The sequence below is a fragment of the Halomonas sp. KX33721 genome, assembly GCF_001596805.1.
Taxonomy (GTDB): domain Bacteria; phylum Pseudomonadota; class Gammaproteobacteria; order Pseudomonadales; family Halomonadaceae; genus Vreelandella; species Vreelandella aquamarina.
On record NZ_LVIA01000043.1, the window covers coordinates 1 to 19818 of the forward strand.

The window sequence follows — 19818 nt, forward strand, 5'->3', positions numbered from 1 at the left end:
GAGCTACAGGAGTTCAACGGTGAAACCGATCACGTCCATTTGCTTGTCAACTTTCCACCCAAAGTGGCGGTATCCAGGCTGGTGAATAGTTTGAAGGGGGTATCCAGCCGGCGGATGAAGTTACTACACCCTGAACTGGTGCAGCCCGCCTACCGGAAGAACTCGCTGTGGAGTCCAAGCTACTTTGCGGGAAGTGTCGGAGGCGCCCCCCTGAGCATGGTCAAACAGTATATTGAGCAACAATCGAGGCCGGACTAGGGGCGCTCTCGCGCCCCTCGCTATCCATCCTCGCACTAGAAGAAGTACGGGGTTTTTCGCGATGTTCGATAAAAAAACGCCTTGGCGTTAACCAAGGCGCTATGACGCAGTTTGAACGGCGGAACGTTTAGCAGCTTTTCGCTACCGGCTTGCGCCCTGCTTCGCCATCAAAAAATAGCGGGCGCAGCTTAACGCCTGCCATGTTGCCAGCGAAGGCCGCTGCCATCCACACCCAGCCATGCAGGCTGCCGGAAGCAATGCCGCTAAAGTAAGCGCCAATGTTGCAGCCAAAGGCCAAGCGAGCCCCGTAGCCCAGCATAATGCCGCCAATCACCGCCGCCAGCACAGATTTAAGTGGAATACGGAAGTTAGGGGCAAAGCGCCCGGCCAGGTTGGCCGCTGCCAGCGCACCCAACATAATACCGACGTTCATCACTGTGGTAATGTCGCTCCACACGCTGGCTTCCAGCGCGGCGGCATTGCCGGGTGCCTGCCAGTAGCCCCACTGGCTCACATCGCCACCCACCAGCTCAAAGCTTTTGGCTCCCCACAGTGCAAATGCAGAGGTAATCCCCCAGGGGCGGCCAGCCAGTGCCAGCGTGGCAAAGTTTAGCAGTGCCAGGGCGACCGCTCCGGCGACTAATGGCCACGGGCCGGATAACCAACGCTCGGCTCCAGGCTTATCCACCATCGGGGCTTGCTCTAGATGACCGTGGCGGCGCTTCTCCATAATCACGGTCAACACCGCAATCGCAGCAAACAGCACCAAGCTAATGCCAATACCGCCGCCAACTCCGGCTACATTGACCAGCGATACCGGCTGGAAAGCGGGCAGGCTCTGCCACCAGGCAAAGTGCGCGGTACCAATCACCGACCCCACAATAAAGAACACCAGCGTAATCAGCATGCGTGCATTACCGCCGCCTGCGGTAAACAGCGTGCCCGACGCACAGCCGCCGCCTAGCTGCATACCTACTCCGAAGATAAACGCGCCCACTAATACAGAAATACCGATGGGAGAAACGAAGCCGCGCACTTCCGTACCAAACAGGCTGCCCGCGCCCAGCGCCGGGAAGAACAGCACCACGGCAATCGCCAGCATGACCATTTGCGCCCGCAGCCCACGCCCACGGCGCTCGGTAATAAACACCCGCCACGCCGCTGTAAAGCCAAACGCCGCGTGGTACAGCACCATACCCAGCAGGCCACCTACGATCATAAGTAAGCCGATATTGGCGCTAAACAGCACACCAATCACCAAGGCACCCAGCACAATGGCCGCAGTTGCCAATAGAGGCACTCGATAGTTAACCGGTGCCACCGTAGAGGTCGTCGCCATAGCTCACCTTTAAGTAATGCTAAAAGCGCCGACAGAAATCAAGCGCTTAGCTAATTTAGATAAGGGTTATCAAGTGATCAAACAAACCGTCCAAGCCCTACCGCAGCACGCAGCCGATCCATGGTCACGGCGGCTTCCTCACGGGCACGCTCAGCGCCTTTTTGCAGAACTGCTTCAATATGCGCCGGGTCTTCCATCAGCGCATTATAACGCTCACGAGGGGCGCTTAGGTGGGCGTTGACATACTCAAATACGCGGTCTTTCGCTTCGCCCCAGCCAATGCCCTCTGCGTACTGCTGGCGCATAGCCAACGCTTCGGATTCACTCGCGAAGGCTGAGAAAATCTGGAACAGGGTGCAGGTATCCGGGTCTTTCGGCTCGCCGGGTTCCAGCGAGTTGGTTTTGATTTTACGCACCAGCTTCTGCAGCTTTTTCTCGCTCACAAACAGCGGAATCGTATTGTTGTAGCTTTTGGACATCTTGCGTCCATCCAGCCCTTTCAACACTTCCACCTTCTCATCCACGACGGCTTCAGGCTGTACAAAGTACTGGCCTTTAAACAGGTGGTTAAAGCGGCCAGCCATATCTCGCGCCATTTCGATATGCTGAATCTGGTCGCGGCCAACCGGCACTTTATTCGCATTGAACATCAAAATATCGGCGGCCATCAGTACCGGATAGCCGAACAGCCCCATGGTGACGCCTTTATCCGGGTCTTGATTACCGGCCTCTTCATTCTCTGCCACGGCGGCTTTATAAGCGTGGGCGCGGTTCATTAGCCCCTTGGCACACACGCAGGAGAGCATCCACATCAGCTCTGGAATTTCCGGGATATCCGACTGGCGGTAAAAGATCGCGTTGTCGGTATCCAGGCCAAGCGCCAGCCACGTCGCGGCGATCTCCAGGCGAGACTCCTGCACGCGCTTCGGGTCTTGGCACTTGATCAGCGCGTGGTAATCCGCCAGAAAGTAAAACGACTGCACGTTGGGGTCTTGGCTGGCCTCAATGGCAGGCTTAATCGCCCCGACATAATTGCCAAGGTGCGGGGTGCCGGTCGTGGTGATGCCGGTGAGGACGCGGGTTTTGGATTGGGTCACGATGCAAGCCTTTTCGCAAATTAGATCATGATAACGTTTAGTCTAAGGCAAGGCGAACATACATCATAAAGAAGACCAAACAAGCCCACCCCCGGCCGGCAGTCCTGTTAAAGCACTGGCGTTGTACCTAGCACCACCGTTTGGTGTTGGTGAGCTAGCATTGATGTTATCTATGCTATTAAAGGACACTAAAGAGCCGTAAAGGCTAAAGTTATTCCCCAGCGTTATCTGTCCCGCAGGCTCAAACCCAGGTTCCCCTGGTACTCCTTTACTGCCTTCTACAATAATGATGCCCTCATGGCTGCCCGTGCCATTAGCACGGAACTCAGCGCCGCGCCTCACCACAATGATGCCCAATGTGTTCGTGTTGCCAGAGGACTTAACTTCGTCACCTGGAACCACTTCGATAATTCGAGGGATGCCTGGGCTACCCTGGCTTAAGCTTCCCGAACTCACCTCTTCACCGCTTAACTGATTAACAAATGCTTCCCACTCATCGATATTATTAGACTGGTTGTAACTATTTTCGAAAAACTCATTATTTGTTTGCGGATTTTCGTTTTCACGACTGCCACCGCCAGGTCGACAACCACTACCATTGCAATCAAAGCTATTAGGTAAGTTTGCCGCCCCCATAAAGTAATTTGAGATGCTAGCACTGCCATCTGTAGGGCAGCTATCGCCAACGCAGAGCAGCGTGGCGCTTAGCGTACTTGGAAAATCGCCAGGCGTATCTATATCACCTCCGGTTTGCCCTACTTCTAGAAAGTGCTCAGCAATAACTAATCCGTCGTGATCATTGGCTATGACACGCCCACGCACAATAAAAAGGTTGGCATCAGTGCACATCCCTCCTTGTACGCAATTTCCGTATCTGCGCTCCAGGGCAAACTGATCACTAACTTGCGTGTCATCCAGCGTGCTATCGGGAGGAGTCCACTGTTCAGCGTCTTGGAACCCATCCTCTATTACCCAGACTGCCATATCCTCGGCAGCCATCTGCGCCAATGCAGCCGCTCTGTAGTTTCCCGCCAGCCGTTCATCAACCAGTGCAGCGCTCATACCCGACATGCCGATTACTAGCGACACACTAAGTAACACCAGTGCAATAATAAGAGCAGCGCCTTGCTGTTTTTGCATTTTATCCTCGCTACTTAACACCTGTAGACTTAGCTGCAAACTTCATAGATTAAAACTTTCGCTCCATCACATGAAACGAAATCGACTCTATTGTTTCTTCTTCGTCATCACGCTTAAAATCGAGCGTGAAACGGCGATAAGAACCAACTGCGTCGTCTAAGTTAATCATTTCCATGAATCTGCCCGAATCGCAAACAGGTGTTTCACTTCCCTCTGCAAAAGGAGCCAATCCGCCTACTATCGGCCGAGGGTGTGAAGCGTTACCTGAGTCGCTAGCAAGCGCTCTAATTGAGCACTCATCAGGATTACCTGTCGTTTCAGCAAGGCTATAGTTATCTTTTCTTTCGGTTTTTCGATACTCGTTAACTAACGCTGTCGTCGCAAACACCACTGTTTCCTGCTTACGGCTAAGCTCTTTGACTTTATCAAAGGTGTGAAACGTAGTGAGAAAAAGCTGCCCAGCACCCAAAATAATCACTGTACCAATGGCCATCGCAACCATTAGCTCAACAAGGGTAAAGCCTGCTTGGCGCGCTTGAAACATTATGAGCTACCTATTTGAGGAAGGCGAACAGTGTACGCCAGTGGCTCATTGTCCTCGGTTGGGCCACTATCTCCGGCTGTCACTGCGATTTCAAACTCACACGCTTCACTACTAAGGGTGATAGCTCCGGAAAAGTAGCGAATGGGTGTATCGCTGCCAACAAACCAATCGTCTTGCCAGTCGCTTAGCACATTGTCTACCATTTCATCACAGCTTACGTTCTGAGCCAGCTGCGCCCAAAGCCGCTCCTGGGCGTCTACAGCAGCCAACGTCGCCACCGAGCGCTGGTAACCGGCAGTAGCGCTTTGCAGCGCTTTTAGCTGCATAGCAGCCACCCCAATTAACCCAATGGATAGCACCAATAACGCAATGAGTGCCTCTATTAAACTAAAGCCACGTTGAGTCATAAGTTACCAACAGTCTCTAGGAGAACGATCACCGTTACTGTGTAGCTCCAGCGTCTCACATCCAGTTTTCACACGGCCTTCTTCGCCAGTTGCACTGACTGTATAACTCCCTGCACTGGGTTCAATTATATCGAACATATATAAGTCATTTGATTGACTATCAAGATACTGCTCGGCAACAGTACAGTTTTCATAGCTGTAATTATTGGTATAACAGCGCTCAAGGATACTGGCTGTTTCCATGAGCACAGCTTTGGCCTCAGCACGCTGGCTGCGCTCTACATAGCGGGCGTAACTGGGGTAGGCGATGCTGGCGATGATCCCAATAATGACCACCGCAATCAGTAATTCGATGAGGGTAAAGCCGCGCTGGTGCTTACCATAATCCCCTGCGCGGCGATTAAAACCATAAGTCACTAAGCGATGCTCCCATATCGGTTTACTCATACTTGGAGTATGTCTTAAACCGATACGGTTTGCATTATCCGCTGACGATCACCTGTTCACGCAGCTCTTTGGGCATAGAGAATGTAATGTTCTCTTCACGCCCTTGCAGTTCGACGGGGGCTTCCGCGCCCAGTGTCTGCAGCTTATCAATGACGCCTTTGACGAGCACTTCAGGGGCGCTCGCGCCAGCGGTGACGCCAATACGTTTTATGCCTTCTAACCACGATGGATCGATTTGCTCGGCGTTATCGATCAAGTACGCGGGGGTGCCCATACGCTCAGAAAGCTCACGCAGCCGGTTGGAGTTCGAGCTGTTGGGGCTACCGACCACCAGCACCAAGTCGCTATCCGCCGCCAACTCACGCACCGCGTCCTGACGGTTTTGAGTGGCGTAGCAAATATCGTCTTTGCGCGGCCCCTGAATCTCAGGGAATTTCTCCCGCAGCGCGTCGATCACTTTGGCAGTGTCATCCATGGAGAGCGTGGTTTGGGTGACGAACGCTAGCGCCGAGGGGTCATTGACAACCAGATTGGCAACGTCCTGCTCATCCTCCACCAGATAAATCTTGCCGCCGTGGGAGGTGTCGTAGCGCCCCATGGTGCCTTCTACTTCCGGGTGACCTTCATGGCCAATCAGAATGCACTCCTGGCCGCGCTTGGCGTAGCGCAGCACTTCCATATGCACTTTGGTGACCAGCGGGCAGGTGGCATCGAACACTTTCAGGCCACGCTGCTCGGCATCTTGCTGCACCGCCCGGGAAACGCCGTGGGCAGAGAAGATGACAATCACATCGTCGGGCACTTCATGGAGCTCTTCCACGAAGACCGCGCCGCGTTCACGCAGGGTTTCTACTACAAAGCGGTTGTGCACCACTTCATGGCGAACGTAAATCGGCGGGCCGAAGACATCCAGCGCGCGGTTGACGATATCAATCGCGCGGTCGACACCCGCACAAAACCCGCGCGGGTTGGCTAGCTTGATCTGTACGGGCTGAGATGACTCTGATGACTGCATAAAAGCGCCTTGATGCAACCTGCATCGCTCAGGAAATTAGTGTGTGGTGATCGGCGTAACGTTGAGCACTTCAACCTCAAACGTCAATGTACGTCCTGCCAGCGGATGGTTGAAGTCAATGTCTACGCGGTCACCGTCAATGGTTTTGACCACGCCAGGCAATTCCGTTCCTGCTTTATCAGCAAACGACATCACCATGCCGATTTCAGGCGTTTCGTCGCCAAAGTCGGCCCGCTTCAGGGTTTGAATGTTCTGCGGGTTATGCTGGCCAAACGCATGCTCAGGGGTGATATGAAACGTCCCGCTCTGGCCCGCTGCCATGCCTTTAATGGGGTGTTCAAACCCCGGTGGCAGATTGCCGTCGCCATACTGGAACGTGGCCGGTGCCTTCTCTTTGGTGGAATCCACCACCGTGCCATCTTCCAGCTTCAGCGTGAAGTGCAGGGTAATTTCCATCCCGTCGTCAATTAGGTAATCCATGATGCCTCACTCATTGGCATGTTAAGAAGATGAAGAGTGCGCGGCTTTTTTGCGGCGACGCTCGCCCATCACCGACTCCCAGATAAGGCCAATGGCCCCTAGGGTAATGCCGATATCCGCCACGTTAAAGGCAGGGTAATACCAGCCTGCCGCATGGAAAGAGAGAAAATCCACCACATAGCCATGAATTAAGCGGTCGTATAGGTTACCCAGCGCCCCACCGATAATCAGCGGCAAGGCGATAGCGAGCAGCTTCTCATCCGCACGCACGCGGGATAGCCAAACGGTGAGGCCAATGCTGGCACCAATAGCAATCGCCGCAAAGAACCAGCGCTGCCAGCCGGGGTGGTCAGCCAAAAAGCTAAACGCCGCGCCGGTGTTGTGCAGCAGCGTGAGGTTGAAAAACGGCAAGACTTCAACCGGCTGTGCATAGCTTAAAAAGTGGCTAGCGGCATACTTCGTCGCAAGATCCAACACAATGACCGCCACGGCAAGCCATAGCCAGCGCAGCGGCCGCCGCATGGGCGGCCGCTGGTGTGGATCGTTCACCGGGGAGGCTGTGTTAGGCATAGTGACGAATCTCGCCGCTACCTTCGGGTAGGTTGCTTACGCAGCGGCCACACAGGTCGGGGTGCTCGGCAACGCTGCCTACGTCTGCCCGGTGGTGCCAGCAGCGCTCGCACTTGGCATGCCCACTGGCGCTCACCGCAACCTTCAAGCCTTCAAGCTCAGTGCTTTCGGCATTGGCGGCATCTGCCAGCGGTGCCAGGTGCACTTCACTGGTGAGCATCACAAAGCGCAGCTCGTCGCCTAGCTTCGCTAGCGTCGCGTGCAGCTCATCATTGACGAACAGCGTCACTTCCGCCGCCAAGCTACCCTTGATTACTTTGGCGTTACGGGCGTCTTCCAGGCATTTGTTCACCGAGTGCTTCACTTCCAGCACCTGTTCCCAGAACGCGCGGCCCATCTCGGCGCCCTCATCCAGCGTGGAAAGCCCGGTGTAGTAGGTCTCCAGCAGCACGCTATCGCCACGCTCGCCGGGGATATGCTCAAAGATCTCCTCGGCGGTGAACGACAGAATTGGCGCCACCCAGCGGCTTAGCGCTTCCACCACGTGATAAAGCGCGGTTTGCGCGCTGCGGCGGGCCAGCGAGTCGGTTTGAGTGGTGTACTGGCGATCCTTGATCACGTCCAGGTAGAAGCCGCCAAGCTCCCGTGCGCAGAAGCCGTGTACCTGCTGGTACACATCCAGGAAGCGGTACTCCTCGTAGGCGGTTTCGATGCGGCCTTGAAGCTGTGCGGCGCGATCCACGACCCACTGATCCAGCGCCAGCATATCGCCAAACGCCACTTGATCCCGCTTGGGATCAAAGCCATTCAGGTTGGAAAGCAGGAAGCGCGCGGTGTTGCGGATACGACGGTACACATCAGCAGTGCGCTTGAGGATTTCATCCGAGACGGCCATTTCACCGGAGTAGTCGGTAGACGCTACCCACAGGCGTAGAATATCGGCGCCCAGCTTATCCATCACGCTTTGCGGCGCGACCACGTTACCGATGGACTTGGACATCTTGCGGCCCTGGGCATCCACCGTGAAGCCGTGGGTCAGCAGCTGACGATACGGGGCATGGCCATCAATCGCCGCGCCGGTGAGCAGCGACGAGTGGAACCAACCGCGGTGCTGATCAGAACCTTCCAGGTACAAGTCAGCTCGCGGGCCATTTTCATGGCCGTGTGGGTGCGAGCCGCGCAGCACGTGGCGGTGGGTGGTGCCCGAGTCGAACCAAACGTCTAGCGTGTCGGTGACTTTTTCGTAATCCGCAGCTTCCGCGCCAAGCAGCTCGGAAGGCTCGAGTTTGAACCATGCCTCGATGCCCTCTTGCTCCACACGCTTGGCGGCTTCTTCCATCAGCGCTACGGTGTTGGGGTGCAGCTCACCGGTTTGCTTATGCAGGAAGAACGGAATCGGCACGCCCCAGTTACGCTGGCGAGAGATACACCAATCCGGGCGGTTGGCAATCATGCTGTGCAGACGCGCTTGCCCCCAAGCAGGGGTGAATTCCGTCGCTTCGATACCGGCCAGCGCGCGCTCGCGCAGGGTTTTGCCATCTTTACCCTGAATATCCATACCGACGAACCACTGGGCCGTGGCGCGGTAGATCACCGGCGTTTTGTGACGCCAGCAGTGCATGTAGCTGTGGGTGATCGGCGTGTGGGCCATCAGCGCGTTTACGTCACGCAGCTTCTCGATGATGTTCGGGTTGGCTTTCCAGATCATCTGACCGCCGAAGAACGGCAGGTCATCCGCGTAAACGCCGTTGCCCTGCACCGGGTTCAGCATGTCGTCAAAGCTCATGCCGTGCTCGCGGCAGGTGACAAAGTCATCCATACCGTAAGAAGGGGCCGAGTGAACGATACCGGTACTGCCCACCTCAGACTCAACGTAATCCGCCAGATAGACCGGCGAGAGGCGGCCGTAGAACGGGTGGCGGAAGTTGATCAGATCAAGCTGTTTACCTTGTGTGGTAGCCACTACTTCACCCTGGAGACCAAAGCGCTCTAAGCAGCTCTCAACCAGCTCTTCGGCTAACAGCAGTAGGCGCTCGCCGGTGTCTACCAGCGCGTAGGTGAAATCGGGGTGAACATTCAGCGCCTGGTTGGCGGGAATGGTCCACGGCGTGGTGGTCCAGATCACCACGGCGGCGGGCTTGGCCAGCTCGCTTAAACCAAACGCAGCCGCCAGCTTGTCGGCGTCTGCCACGGGGAAGGCAACGTCGATGGCATCGGATTTTTTGTCGGCGTACTCGACTTCCGCTTCCGCCAAAGCCGAGCCGCAGTCAAAGCACCAGTTCACTGGCTGACGGTTAGCTGCCGCCCAGGCAGCTCAGAAATGCTCGGCCAGCTCTTTGCGCAGCTCTATATTGTTAGCTGCCGCCCAGGCAGCTCAGAAATCATACATCGCCCTTGATCCGCTTAACACCGTGTTAGCTGCCGCCCAGGCAGCTCAGAAATGCTCGAGCTCGTGCCACAGGTCGCCCTTTTTGTTAGCTGCCGCCCAGGCAGCTCAGAAAGAGGCGCTGACATGACCCACCAGCCCAAGGGCGTTAGCTGCCGCCCAGGCAGCTCAGAAATCAGGCTCAGCGACCGGCAGAGCTGCTTGCTCGTTAGCTGCCGCCCAGGCAGCTCAGAAATTGAAATATCCAAGAGTGAATGGGCTTTTCTCTTCATTGTGTCGCGGACCGTTGGGTGCGTGGCCGCGCATCAGAAATTCCGCAACTACTCCTTCTCCTCATCCTCATCCTCATCCTCTTCCCAGCGTTCGATGGCGCGTTTGTCGTCGGGGAGTCGCACCATATCGCCCACGTTGAGATTTTGGTGTGACTGAAAGCGGTGGCCGCGTTGGTCGAGAATGGCGGCCACGCTGCCAATGCTCACGGCATCTTCTTCGCGGTAGGCTTCTACTTTGACCCGCACAATGCGGCCTTGGTAACGGGCGGAAAGCACGGCACCTGGGTAGGGGGGGCGTGTGTTCGGGGTCGTCCTTGAAGAGGGCTGCTACGCTGGCGCTGCCGGGCTCGTCCCATTCAATGTGCTTGTGCATGGTGAGCGTCCTTACTATGGGTGAATAAAAATAAGAAGGCTCGTTAAGTGTAGTGTGCGTTGGCAGAACTCGGCCAATCTAATCAAGAGCGCGTCTAGCGCTAGGGTGTGTAGCTGTGGGTAGAGTAGGTACCACAGCTGTGCTGCCAGGGGCTGTTTATCCAGCGCAATCATCACCCATTCCGCTTGGCTCACATAGGCTGCCCGGTTGATCCGTGCGCTTAGCGTTTGCGAGGGCGTGATTAAGCAGTGCACATGGTAGCGCTGCTCAATGGGCGATAGCCGCTCATCTATCTGATTGCATGTCACAATAATTGGCACCACATGCTCTGCAAGGCCCGACTCTCGGATGGAACGTAGGTGTCGCGGTAGCAAGGCTCCTGTCACTGTTGCGTCAACGATAAAGCAAACCGCACTCATGTAAGCGGCTCCCTTTGTTATGAAGCATGTCTGAAAGTAATTTGTTGTAGATGTTGGTTTATTTGCGTATCAAGATAAAGTTTTCTGACGGTAGCTCGCTAGGCGCTGGGTTTTTTGAACCAACCTGGTGCGCTGATACCTTTTTATGAGCTTTTATGGTGCGCCAATAAAAAATAAAGGCGCTTTTGTGCGCAACCAAAAGACCTTTGCTACATGAAGAGGCATCTCTCCATAGGTTTTTGTATTTTAAAAACAAAGCATTATAAATTTTTGATGCCATAATGGTGCAGAGTTGGCATGCTCTGTGCTTATACATTGTAGATGGTTTTGTCACCAGCTATTAGATCGTATGCAGAAGCCTCTCGGCATGCTACAACGATAGCCGGTCTGAAATGATCGCTGGGCGTTTTGTTGTCCATCGTCAGGCAAACGTTAAGCGAACAAAAAAAGACAAACGCGCCACATGCAGCTGCGTGTTGAACGGTTTGTTGAATAACACTTTTATCGATAGCTTACAGTTACAAGCTTTAAGCCACGCTCATACCGGAGGACACTATGTCAGCCAAGACTCTCGCGCTAATCGAAGAACATGATGTTAAGTGGGTAGACCTGCGTTTCACCGACACGCGCGGTAAAGAGCAGCACGTCACCGTACCGGCACGCGACGTGAATGAAGAGTTTTTTGAAAACGGCCAAATGTTTGACGGCTCTTCTATTGAAGGCTGGAAAGGCATTAATGAATCCGACATGATCCTGCGTCCGGAAGACGGCACCGGCTTCCTGGACCCCTTCACCGAAGACGCTACCCTGATCCTGCGTTGCGACATCATCGAGCCTGCTACCATGCAGGGCTATGATCGCGACCCGCGCTCTATCGCTAAGCGTGCAGAAGCTTACCTGCAGTCTACCGGTCTGGGCGACACCGCCTTCTTCGGCCCAGAGCCGGAATTCTTCATCTTTGACGAAGTGCACTGGAAGTCCGATATCCAGGGCTCTATGTACAAAATCACGTCTGATGAAGGCGCTTGGGCAACTGACAATAAAGTAGAAGGCGGCAACCTGGGTCACCGTCCGCGCGTGAAAGGCGGCTACTTCCCGGTTCCTCCGGTCGATAGCTTCCACGATATCCGTGGCGCGATGTGTAACACCCTGGAAGCGATTGGCCAGACCGTGGAAGTTCACCACCACGAAGTTGCCAACGCGGGTCAGAACGAAATCGGCGTTAAATTCAACACGCTGGTGAAGAAAGCTGACGAAGTTCAGGAAATGAAGTACGTGATCCACAACGTGGCGCACGCTTACGGCAAAACCGCTACCTTCATGCCGAAACCGCTGGTAGGCGACAACGGTTCTGGTATGCACGTACACCAGTCGTTCTGGAAAGATGGTCAGAACCAGTTTGCTGGCGACGAGTACGCGGGCCTGTCTGAAATGGCGCTGTACTACATCGGCGGTATCATCAAGCACGCTCGTGCCCTGAACGCCTTCACCAACGCTTCTACCAACTCGTACAAGCGTCTGGTTCCGGGCTTCGAAGCACCGGTCATGCTGGCCTACAGTGCCCGTAACCGTTCTGCTTCTATCCGTATTCCTTACACCGCTAGCCCGAAAGGCAAGCGTGTAGAGACTCGCTTCCCTGATCCGACTGCTAACCCCTACCTGGCGTTTGCAGCGATGCTGATGGCGGGTATCGACGGTATCAAGAACAAGATCCACCCTGGCGATGCCATGGACAAGAACCTGTACGACCTGCCGCCGGAAGAAGGCAAGTCCGTACCGACCGTTGCCAACAGCCTGGACCAAGCACTGGAAGCACTCGATGCTGACCGTGCGTTCCTGACCGAAGGCGGCGTATTTACTGATGAAATGATCGATGCTTACATCGAGCTGAAGATGGAAGAAGTGGAGCGCATTCGCATGACCACTCACCCGATCGAGTTCGACATGTACTACTCTTGCTAAGAACGGTTGCTAAACACCGTTTTAACAAGAGTGCTAACATCACCCTTGCGGTGTGATTAGCCTGAAAAACCCCGCCTCGGCGGGGTTCTTTGTTGGAGCAACATAAGGGTGAGAAAGTAATGATCAGTAGATGGCGTTTGCGTCAAAAAAGTGGTTTGTCCACAGGGGCTGCGCTACTGCTGGGCTTGTGGGTAAGCGCTGCGCAGGCTCAAACGGTGTATCGTGTGGTGGATGCGCAGGGCAACGTGACGTTTACTGACAACCCAGAGCGTGGTGGTAAAGCGATCACGCTGGCCCCGCTGCAGAGCGTGCCTACCGCTGCTCGGCCTGCTTCTCTGTCTCCCCGCGCGAAGGGGAATCCTGGCCAACCGTTTATGCCCTATGACCGCTTTGCGATTGCTAACCCAGCGGCGGGGGCCTCGTTGCGAAATAATATGACGCCGGTTGAAGTGGCGGTTTCGCCGCCGCTACGCGACGACCACCAAATTCAACTGCTCGTGAATGGCGAACTAAGCCAATCTGCCCTGCATAGCGATGCGTTCTGGCTGGCGGGCTTGCCAGCGGGACAACACCAGCTGCAGGCCGAACTGTTGGATAGCCAAGGGCGTATTCAACACCGCACCGATCCGGTGACTATTTTTATTGCTGAATAGTGCAATGCACTACAATGGTGCATAGGAGTATCTGAATTTGTTCGGCAGTGCGCTATAACGGCTCGCTGTGCCCACACCGGCTGCCCATCAGCCGTGCATGCCGCCGTTTGTGCTTAATTGGCGCGCTTTTTGCAGTTCCTCTCTCAACGATCCCATCACGCTAGTGTTCATCACACTATTATTAGAGCGACGTTTCAGGACACGCCATGTATCAGCGCTTATTAGAACATCTCACCACCGCAGTGCTACTGCTCGACGGTGAACTCCGTGTCCGCTGGATGAACCCAGCGGCGGAAGCGCTGCTAGCGGTGAGCTTTAGCCGTGTGCAGGGTATTAGTCTAGATACCTTGCTAGGCGGTGGGGAAAGTATTGATGAGGTATTGGCCAAAGCGCGGGATGCCTTTCACCCCTATACCCAGCGGGAAGCGCGTGTCACGCCGCTCAATAGTGAGCCGCTCACGGTGGACTATACGGTAACGCCCCTCTCAGCCGATGAGCTGCTGCTGGAAGTCGAGCCGCGAGACCGCTTGATGCAGATCTCCCGCGAAGAGGCGCTCACCACCCGCCAAGAGACCATTAAGGTGCTGGCGCGGGGCTTGGCCCACGAGGTGAAAAACCCATTAGGCGGCATTCGCGGTGCGGCGCAACTGCTGGAGCGTGATTTAGACGACCCGGCGCTGCGGGAATTTACCCATATCATCGTCGAAGAAGTCGACCGCTTACGAGATTTGGTTGATTCCATGCTGGGCCCGAACCGCATCATTAAACATGAGCCGGTCAATATCCATAAAGTGCTGGAGCGAGTGCGAGCGCTGCTGATTGCCGAGCATCCCGATGTCACCGTCAACCGTGATTACGACCCCAGCCTGCCGGATCTTTCCGGTGATGAGTCGCAAATGATTCAAGCGGTATTGAACGTGGCGCGTAACGCGGTGCAGGCCATGAGCGATGCAGAGACCCCCTCACCGGAGCTGATTCTGCGCACCCGTGCCCGGCGCCAGTTCACTTTAGGCGCCGAGCGGCACCGGCTAGTGAGCGAAGTCGGCGTGATTGATAACGGCCCTGGCATTCCTGAAAGCCTACGCGAAACCCTCTTTTACCCGATGGTGTCTGGCCGCGCGGAAGGCAGCGGTTTGGGGCTATCCATTGCTCAGTCAATTTTGTATCAACATCAGGGATTGATCGAATGCGACTCACGACCTGGACATACCGAATTTCGTTTACTGATTCCATTAGTTATTAATTGCACCGGAGAAGCGTCATGACTGAGGCGACACGTACCGATGTTGCACGGGTGGTTATTGTCGATGATGACCGCGCTATCCGTTGGGTGCTGGAGCGCGCACTGGCGCAGCCAGACCTAGAGGTCGAGTGTATTGAGCGTGCCGACACAGCGCTGGCACGGCTGCTGGAAAGCCCACCGGATGTGTTGGTGACCGATATTCGCATGCCGGGGATTGATGGGCTGGATTTAATGTCACGGGTTCGCGAAGCCCACCCGGACCTGCCGGTCATTGTCATGACCGCTCACTCCGATTTAGATAGCGCCGTGGCCTCTTATCAGGGGGGGGCGTTTGAGTACTTGCCCAAGCCGTTTGATGTGGATGAGGCGCTGGCGCTGGTACGCCGTGCGGTAGCCCACGCCCGTGAACGCCAGCGGCCGGTGAGCGTGCCGGAAGGCCTAAGCGCCGAGATCATCGGTGAAGCGCCCGCCATGCAGGAAGTCTTTCGCGCCATTGGGCGGCTCTCCCATTCGCACATTACGGTACTGATTAACGGTGAGTCGGGCACCGGTAAAGAGCGTGTCGCCCAGGCGCTGCATCAGCACAGCCCGAGGGCGGGCAAGCCGTTTATTGCTTTGAATATGGCGGCAATTCCTCGTGACTTAATAGAGTCCGAGCTTTTTGGCCATGAGAAAGGCGCGTTTACTGGGGCGGCTGCCCAGCGCCAAGGGCGCTTCGAGCAGGCCAACGGTGGCACGCTGTTTCTGGATGAAATCGGCGATATGCCCGCCGAGACGCAAACCCGTCTGCTGCGCGTGCTGGCCGACGGCGAGTTTTACCGCGTGGGCGGGCATACCCCGGTAAAAGTTGATGTGCGGATTATCGCGGCAACCCACCAGAACCTAGAGTCGTTGGTAGATGATGGGCGCTTTCGTGAAGACTTGTTCCACCGTCTGAACGTGATTCGCGTTCATCTACCGCGCCTTGCCGAGCGCCGCGAAGATATTCCCCGGCTAACCCGGCATTTTTTGGCCGAAGCGGCGAAAGAGCTTTCCACCGATATCAAAGTGCTGACCCCTGAGGCAGAGGCGCACTTAACCCGGCTGCCGTGGCCCGGCAACGTACGTCAGCTGGAAAATATCTGCCGTTGGTTAACGGTCATGGCCTCTGGCCGGGAAATCCTGGTAGAAGACCTGCCGCCAGAGCTACGCACGGTCGGTGCGTCGGAAAGTAGCGTCCACGGTGATTGGCGTTCAGCATTTCGCGATTGGGCTGATCATGCTTTGGCAGAAGGCCATACGCACCTGCTGGAAGAGGCGGTACCTGATTTCGAGCGCATTTTGATTGAAACTGCACTCAAACATACCGGTGGTCGCAAAGGCGAGGCCGCTGAGCTGCTGGGCTGGGGGCGTAATACGCTGACCCGTAAACTAAAAACGCTGCTGCCTGCGTTGGCGGATGACGCCTAGGGCATCGGCTCGGCGGAAATGGGGGCAGGGAGTACAAACACGGCATCGGCCAGTGTTGGCTCGGGGAGGTCACACTCAGCCTGTTCCCAGGGCAGCAGGCTGAAGGTGTGTTGAATCCCCAGCCCTTCTAGCTGATGCTCCACACCATGGCGGCAGCTTCCGTAGGCGTGCGTGGTTAAGGTGCCTGTGAGCAGCGCAGCCAAACCCAAACTGATGCGCACCGCGTTAGCCCTCTTGAGCCTTAAGGCGGTTGATGTCGGCAAGAATCTCTTCTGTCAGTGTGGCGTTGGCGCGCATATCGCCGTTGCGGGAAGCTTCCATCGCCGCTTGCAGCTTGCGTTCGTACGCTTGTTGAAGCTTCTTTTTTGGGTCGCGCTTAAATAGTCCAAGCATGTGCACTCTCCTTTTTAACGTATATTTTTTGTATAGGTTTTGGGTGCTTATGTTGACTGCTGTACGCGTTTTTTCGTTTTCCATTGCGTTGCTGAGGCTAAACCGGTGGGCGGGCGTCCGCACACTGGGCTAAGAAGCGTGTAAAGTCGTCCAGGATAGTGTCCAGGCTGCTATGCAGGCGATGATCGTCATCAATCATTCGCAGTGACAAGCGCTGTAGGCGAGCACGCTCAATCACTGGGCCTGGGGGTACCACATCATCACGCCAGCCATGAATGATATGCGTATGCTGGGCTTGAATCGTCGGTGAGGTCTCTGGGTACTCAGGCAGGCCAAGCGCGGGGGCGAGTAAAAAACAGCCCAACACCGGTGTTTGCGTACTGGCGGCAGCGCTGAGCCAGCCGCCTAAGCTTGAGCCTGCTAATACACAGCGGGCGGGGTCATCACCACGAGCCAGCAGAGTAGCGGTAAGGTGTTTCAATCGCTCGGCTGGCTCGTCCATGCCCCGGTAATCCATGACGACCGGCTCACAGTCATCAAGCTGTTCAGCAATACCCTTGAGCGCCTGCATTTTCAGTGCCCCTGGGCCACTCTCCAAGCCATGTGAAAGGTAGACGGTCATCATCATGGTTTAATCCGCCGAACGCTGAATGGCTTCACCACCCTGCTCAATATCCTGGCCCATACCGCGAACTGTGTTACAGCCGCTAATGGTGAGTAGTGTGGCCAGTAAGAGTATGCCAAGCGCAATGGTGCGTTTCATTGGGTCTTTCCTCTCTACTAAATAATGCCCCGCTGGGGCGTCATGGTGTGATGAGTAACATAAGCGCTGTTGGTGCGGGTTGCCACCGGTAAGTAGCCATGAGGTGGAACGTTTTACCAACGCTGCTTATCTCTCCTTAGCATAGATGTGAACCGTGCGCATTTGTCGCATGTGTCAATATTATCCATGTCATCCCTGAGTTTTCTGTCAATTTCGGTTAGGCTGGGCTTTTATTTTTTTGTTTAATTTATTGATATTAAAGATATTTTTTATTTATTGGTATGATTGGCCCAATGCCTGCAGTGTTATAAGTGTTAATACTTATAGTGTCACCATTGATGATTTAACCAATTTCACTGTTGGCAACCAAGTTCCAACCCATCAAAGCGTGAGCAGGCTAATAGGCAATAGAGGAGGGCAGGAGGCCCAGTAAGCATCACGGACGTGAATGGACTCTTAGCCTGCTCACTCTTATCAGCATAAGGCCGTGCTGATCATCGAAGCCAAGGAGTGGCAGCGATGCAAAACAGCCATCTTGCAACTGTGAGGTGGTTTTTTTGCGTTTATTTTTCAATCATTAATACATTGATTTATATAATATTTTTTCTCGCCTTAGGGGTGTTGCATAGTTCCTGTACAGATATGCAAAGTATTTTGGTCTATCCTTTCGGGTAAACCAAAATCAGCGGTTATAAGACGTCAACGCATCGGCCGCACACTGACAGGGACAAGCGCTATGGTGATGGTATTGATGTTCTGCATGTTCGTGCTGTTTCTAGGATTTTCGGGGGTGGGTCTGTACATGATGTTTAAAACATCATTTATGACGGCTACAGAGGATCGCGACGACATGCCGCCTGATATGTAAGTGATTGAGTAATAAATAAAAAGCCACCCTTTTTTGGGTGGCTTTGCATGTTGGCATGTAGAGACTCTTACCCCATCCAATAAAGGCTCAGCAGTGCAAAGCCATAGCCCATCACGCCACCAACCAGTACATCGCTGACATAATGCAGCCCTAGCCCCACTCGAGAAATTGCAATGAGTAGGCTGAGTGGAAGAACAATCGGCAGCAGCCAGGGGGTGTGGGCGGCCACTAATACGCTGAACATGACGGCGTGCATGGTGTGGCCACTGGGGAAACTGTAGCGATCTCGAGCGGGTTCACCGCAGTGTACGCCTCCCAGGTAAGTGATAAAGGGGCGCTCTCGGCACAGCTTGGTTTTAACCAGTTTATAAACCGTGACAGCTACCAGGGCGATCAGCGAGTACTGCATCATCCGCCACGTGCCATCAGGTTGAAGCCAGGGCTGGGCAGCAATCAGCAGTACCCACACCGGCCAGTCGCCTAACTTACTGGCTGTTTTCAGCATTAGCCGCCAGGGGCGGTAGAGCGAGAGATGCGTGACCCGTTGGCAAAACCGCCACTCCCACAGGTCAAGACGATCGAATACGACAAGCGGGCGAGCTCGCATGGTGGGCCTCCTGGGCATGGTGTAGGTAGCGCAGAAACTGCTCAGCAATGCCCGACCAGCTTTGTTCTAGCGCGCGTAAACGGGCAACTCTTCCTATTCGTGCGTAATCGGCGGGGTGTTGGCACAGTGCCACGGCCGCTTCTTGAAAACCGTGGGCGTCGTTAGGCGCTACGGTCACCCCGTTATGGCCGTTTTGGATCAGCTCCGCGCTGGCTGCATGACGATAAGCAACTACCGCCAAGCCGCTTGCCATTGCCTCCGTTACTACGTTGCCCCACGTTTCCGACAGCGAAGGAAATACAAACATATCAGCACTGGCGTAGTGGCAAGCTAGCTCATGTTTATCCACAAATCCGGTGAAATGTGCGTCAGGGAGTGCCTTCTCTAACTGTGCAAGCCCTGGGCCATCACCAACGATCACCTGTGCCATATCGGGGCGCACATTGCGCATGGCTTGCAGCGTTTCTTGTAGCAGGGCCAGATTCTTCTCTGGTGCGAGTCGCCCGACATAGAGGGCGACCGGCTGGTGCTCGCTAACTCCCCACTGCTTACGCAGCTCTGCACTACGGTGAGCTGGAGAGAATTTTTCCCCATCAATCCCCCGAGCGAGCACCTGTACTTCATGGATACCCTGTTGGCGTAAAGCTGTGGCTTGCTGATGAGTGGGCACTAGTGTCAGTGCGCAGCCATTGTGAAAGTAGCGCAAATAGCGGCGAGTCGCGGCAGAGAGCCAAGAGGCGCCGTAATCATGGCAGTAATGATCGAAGTTGGTGTGCCAACCTGCCACCAGCGGAATGCTCAACTGTTGCGCTGCCTGGCGAGCTGCCCAGCCGAGCGGGCCTTGGGTGGCTAAATAAATCACATCTGGCCGGTGCTGTTGCCAAAACCGCTGCAACGTGGACGGGCGAGCAAATCCCACCTGAACATCACGATAGCCGGGCAGCGCCAGGTGGTTAACCTGTAGTTCTTGGGTGGCATAGGCGGCACTGCCGGGTGCCTTAGGCTTAGGGCGAATCACATCCATTGTGACGCCCAGCCGCTGCAGCTCACGACATATCCGGTTGAGAGTATGCGCAACGCCGTTAATTTCTGGAGACCATGTTTCGCTAACGATACAGAGCCGCATGAGCGAT

At 55.2% G+C, this 19818-nt stretch carries 22 protein-coding genes, 1 pseudogene and 1 CRISPR repeat array; of the genes and pseudogenes, 5 read left to right on the plus strand and 18 right to left on the minus strand.

Features of this window, described 5'->3' with window-relative positions:
* Nucleotides 1-258 (plus strand): IS200/IS605 family transposase (gene tnpA, locus A3220_RS14910; RefSeq protein WP_128082439.1); only part of this gene is annotated, 258 nt, incomplete at its 5' end.
* A gap of 127 nt (nt 259-385) precedes the next feature.
* Here the strand turns inward: tnpA and A3220_RS14915 are convergent.
* The 12 genes and pseudogenes from A3220_RS14915 to A3220_RS14970 form a co-directional block, all read right to left on the minus strand.
* Nucleotides 386-1597, minus strand: coding sequence for a YeeE/YedE family protein (locus tag A3220_RS14915; protein WP_062375577.1), 1212 nt, complete (start codon nt 1595-1597; stop codon nt 386-388).
* Between the two features lie 77 nt (nt 1598-1674).
* Nucleotides 1675-2697, minus strand: a complete 1023-nt coding sequence (locus A3220_RS14920; protein ID WP_062375579.1) for a tryptophan--tRNA ligase — start codon at nt 2695-2697, stop codon at nt 1675-1677.
* A gap of 60 nt (nt 2698-2757) precedes the next feature.
* Complete coding sequence (locus tag A3220_RS14925; RefSeq protein ID WP_062375580.1) at nt 2758-3834, minus strand: pilus assembly PilX N-terminal domain-containing protein; 1077 nt, start codon at nt 3832-3834, stop codon at nt 2758-2760.
* 49 nt (nt 3835-3883) lie between these two features.
* A complete protein-coding gene (locus A3220_RS14930) occupies nt 3884-4378 on the minus strand; it encodes a prepilin-type N-terminal cleavage/methylation domain-containing protein (protein WP_062375587.1) in 495 nt (164 codons plus the stop codon).
* Nucleotides 4378-4785: a type IV pilus modification protein PilV gene (pilV, locus tag A3220_RS14935; RefSeq protein ID WP_062375590.1), complete on the minus strand. Its 408-nt coding sequence runs from the start codon at nt 4783-4785 to the stop codon at nt 4378-4380. Before pilV ends, A3220_RS14930 begins: the two co-directional genes overlap by 1 nt.
* Before the next feature lie 3 nt (nt 4786-4788).
* Nucleotides 4789-5202 carry a type IV pilin protein gene (locus tag A3220_RS18195; RefSeq protein WP_062375592.1) on the minus strand — a complete coding sequence of 138 codons (414 nt, stop codon included), beginning with the start codon at nt 5200-5202 and terminating at the stop codon, nt 4789-4791.
* A gap of 64 nt (nt 5203-5266) precedes the next feature.
* The gene (ispH, locus tag A3220_RS14945; protein WP_058576367.1) at nt 5267-6247 is read right to left on the minus strand and encodes a 4-hydroxy-3-methylbut-2-enyl diphosphate reductase; all 981 of its coding nucleotides are present in this window, start codon (nt 6245-6247) and stop codon (nt 5267-5269) included.
* A 36-nt stretch (nt 6248-6283) separates the two neighbouring features.
* The gene (fkpB, locus tag A3220_RS14950) at nt 6284-6727 is read right to left on the minus strand and encodes an FKBP-type peptidyl-prolyl cis-trans isomerase (RefSeq protein ID WP_062375595.1); all 444 of its coding nucleotides are present in this window, start codon (nt 6725-6727) and stop codon (nt 6284-6286) included.
* 21 nt (nt 6728-6748) lie between these two features.
* Nucleotides 6749-7297, minus strand: coding sequence for a signal peptidase II (gene lspA / locus A3220_RS14955; RefSeq protein ID WP_062375599.1), 549 nt, complete (start codon nt 7295-7297; stop codon nt 6749-6751).
* Nucleotides 7290-9587: pseudogene (ileS, locus tag A3220_RS14960) on the minus strand (isoleucine--tRNA ligase); the annotation flags it as partial. The gene lspA and the pseudogene ileS, both read right to left, overlap by 8 nt.
* 3 nt (nt 9588-9590) lie before the next feature.
* Nucleotides 9591-9919: a CRISPR direct-repeat array (repeat unit 28 nt; unit sequence GTTAGCTGCCGCCCAGGCAGCTCAGAAA).
* A gap of 84 nt (nt 9920-10003) precedes the next feature.
* The gene (locus A3220_RS14965) at nt 10004-10231 is read right to left on the minus strand and encodes a hypothetical protein (protein ID WP_354702745.1); all 228 of its coding nucleotides are present in this window, start codon (nt 10229-10231) and stop codon (nt 10004-10006) included.
* A gap of 111 nt (nt 10232-10342) precedes the next feature.
* Nucleotides 10343-10747 (minus strand): hypothetical protein, encoded by a 405-nt coding sequence (locus tag A3220_RS14970; protein WP_062375602.1) that lies wholly within the window; start codon nt 10745-10747, stop codon nt 10343-10345.
* Between the two features lie 555 nt (nt 10748-11302).
* Between A3220_RS14970 and glnA the strand changes: the two genes are divergently transcribed.
* The 4 genes from glnA (at nt 11303) to ntrC (ending at nt 16054) form a co-directional block, all read left to right on the plus strand.
* Entirely contained in the window at nt 11303-12709 is a 1407-nt protein-coding gene (gene glnA / locus A3220_RS14975) for a glutamate--ammonia ligase (RefSeq protein WP_044628803.1), read from the plus strand.
* Between the two features lie 119 nt (nt 12710-12828).
* Nucleotides 12829-13362 (plus strand): DUF4124 domain-containing protein, encoded by a 534-nt coding sequence (locus A3220_RS14980; protein WP_062361871.1) that lies wholly within the window; start codon nt 12829-12831, stop codon nt 13360-13362.
* A gap of 206 nt (nt 13363-13568) precedes the next feature.
* Entirely contained in the window at nt 13569-14627 is a 1059-nt protein-coding gene (gene glnL, locus A3220_RS14985) for a nitrogen regulation protein NR(II) (RefSeq protein WP_062375604.1), read from the plus strand.
* Complete coding sequence (gene ntrC / locus A3220_RS14990) at nt 14624-16054, plus strand: nitrogen regulation protein NR(I) (protein WP_058578629.1); 1431 nt, start codon at nt 14624-14626, stop codon at nt 16052-16054. The genes glnL and ntrC overlap by 4 nt, the downstream gene beginning before the upstream one ends.
* Here the strand turns inward: ntrC and A3220_RS14995 are convergent.
* The 6 genes from A3220_RS14995 to A3220_RS15015 all read right to left on the minus strand — a co-directional run bounded on the left by A3220_RS14995 (nt 16051) and on the right by A3220_RS15015 (nt 19811).
* Nucleotides 16051-16275 (minus strand): hypothetical protein, encoded by a 225-nt coding sequence (locus A3220_RS14995; RefSeq protein WP_062375607.1) that lies wholly within the window; start codon nt 16273-16275, stop codon nt 16051-16053. The genes ntrC and A3220_RS14995 overlap by 4 nt on opposite strands.
* A gap of 4 nt (nt 16276-16279) precedes the next feature.
* Nucleotides 16280-16447 (minus strand): DUF6435 family protein, encoded by a 168-nt coding sequence (locus A3220_RS17320; protein ID WP_128082440.1) that lies wholly within the window; start codon nt 16445-16447, stop codon nt 16280-16282.
* Between the two features lie 97 nt (nt 16448-16544).
* Nucleotides 16545-17072, minus strand: coding sequence for an alpha/beta fold hydrolase (locus A3220_RS15000; protein ID WP_054645276.1), 528 nt, complete (start codon nt 17070-17072; stop codon nt 16545-16547).
* A 6-nt stretch (nt 17073-17078) separates the two neighbouring features.
* A complete protein-coding gene (locus A3220_RS15005; RefSeq protein WP_044628799.1) occupies nt 17079-17210 on the minus strand; it encodes an entericidin A/B family lipoprotein in 132 nt (43 codons plus the stop codon).
* 935 nt (nt 17211-18145) lie between these two features.
* The gene (locus tag A3220_RS15010) at nt 18146-18685 is read right to left on the minus strand and encodes a phosphatase PAP2 family protein (protein WP_044628798.1); all 540 of its coding nucleotides are present in this window, start codon (nt 18683-18685) and stop codon (nt 18146-18148) included.
* Nucleotides 18648-19811 (minus strand): glycosyltransferase family 1 protein, encoded by a 1164-nt coding sequence (locus A3220_RS15015; RefSeq protein WP_062375612.1) that lies wholly within the window; start codon nt 19809-19811, stop codon nt 18648-18650. The genes A3220_RS15010 and A3220_RS15015 overlap by 38 nt, the downstream gene beginning before the upstream one ends.
* Between the last annotated feature and the right edge of the window lie 7 nt (nt 19812-19818).

Coding starts and splice junctions, on each gene's coding strand:
- A3220_RS14915 (WP_062375577.1), bottom strand. CDS start 1,597: ATGGCGACGACCTCTACGGTGGCACCGGTTAACTATCGAGTGCCTCTA.
- A3220_RS14925 (WP_062375580.1), bottom strand. CDS start 3,834: ATGCAAAAACAGCAAGGCGCTGCTCTTATTATTGCACTGGTGTTACTT.
- A3220_RS14930 (WP_062375587.1), bottom strand. CDS start 4,378: ATGTTTCAAGCGCGCCAAGCAGGCTTTACCCTTGTTGAGCTAATGGTT.
- pilV (WP_062375590.1), bottom strand. CDS start 4,785: ATGACTCAACGTGGCTTTAGTTTAATAGAGGCACTCATTGCGTTATTG.
- ispH (WP_058576367.1), bottom strand. CDS start 6,247: ATGCAGTCATCAGAGTCATCTCAGCCCGTACAGATCAAGCTAGCCAAC.
- fkpB (WP_062375595.1), bottom strand. CDS start 6,727: ATGGATTACCTAATTGACGACGGGATGGAAATTACCCTGCACTTCACG.
- lspA (WP_062375599.1), bottom strand. CDS start 7,297: ATGCCTAACACAGCCTCCCCGGTGAACGATCCACACCAGCGGCCGCCC.
- A3220_RS14970 (WP_062375602.1), bottom strand. CDS start 10,747: ATGAGTGCGGTTTGCTTTATCGTTGACGCAACAGTGACAGGAGCCTTG.
- glnA (WP_044628803.1), top strand. CDS start 11,303: ATGTCAGCCAAGACTCTCGCGCTAATCGAAGAACATGATGTTAAGTGG.
- A3220_RS14980 (WP_062361871.1), top strand. CDS start 12,829: ATGATCAGTAGATGGCGTTTGCGTCAAAAAAGTGGTTTGTCCACAGGG.
- glnL (WP_062375604.1), top strand. CDS start 13,569: ATGTATCAGCGCTTATTAGAACATCTCACCACCGCAGTGCTACTGCTC.
- ntrC (WP_058578629.1), top strand. CDS start 14,624: ATGACTGAGGCGACACGTACCGATGTTGCACGGGTGGTTATTGTCGAT.
- A3220_RS17320 (WP_128082440.1), bottom strand. CDS start 16,447: ATGCTTGGACTATTTAAGCGCGACCCAAAAAAGAAGCTTCAACAAGCG.
- A3220_RS15000 (WP_054645276.1), bottom strand. CDS start 17,072: ATGATGACCGTCTACCTTTCACATGGCTTGGAGAGTGGCCCAGGGGCA.
- A3220_RS15005 (WP_044628799.1), bottom strand. CDS start 17,210: ATGAAACGCACCATTGCGCTTGGCATACTCTTACTGGCCACACTACTC.
- A3220_RS15010 (WP_044628798.1), bottom strand. CDS start 18,685: ATGCGAGCTCGCCCGCTTGTCGTATTCGATCGTCTTGACCTGTGGGAG.
- A3220_RS15015 (WP_062375612.1), bottom strand. CDS start 19,811: ATGCGGCTCTGTATCGTTAGCGAAACATGGTCTCCAGAAATTAACGGC.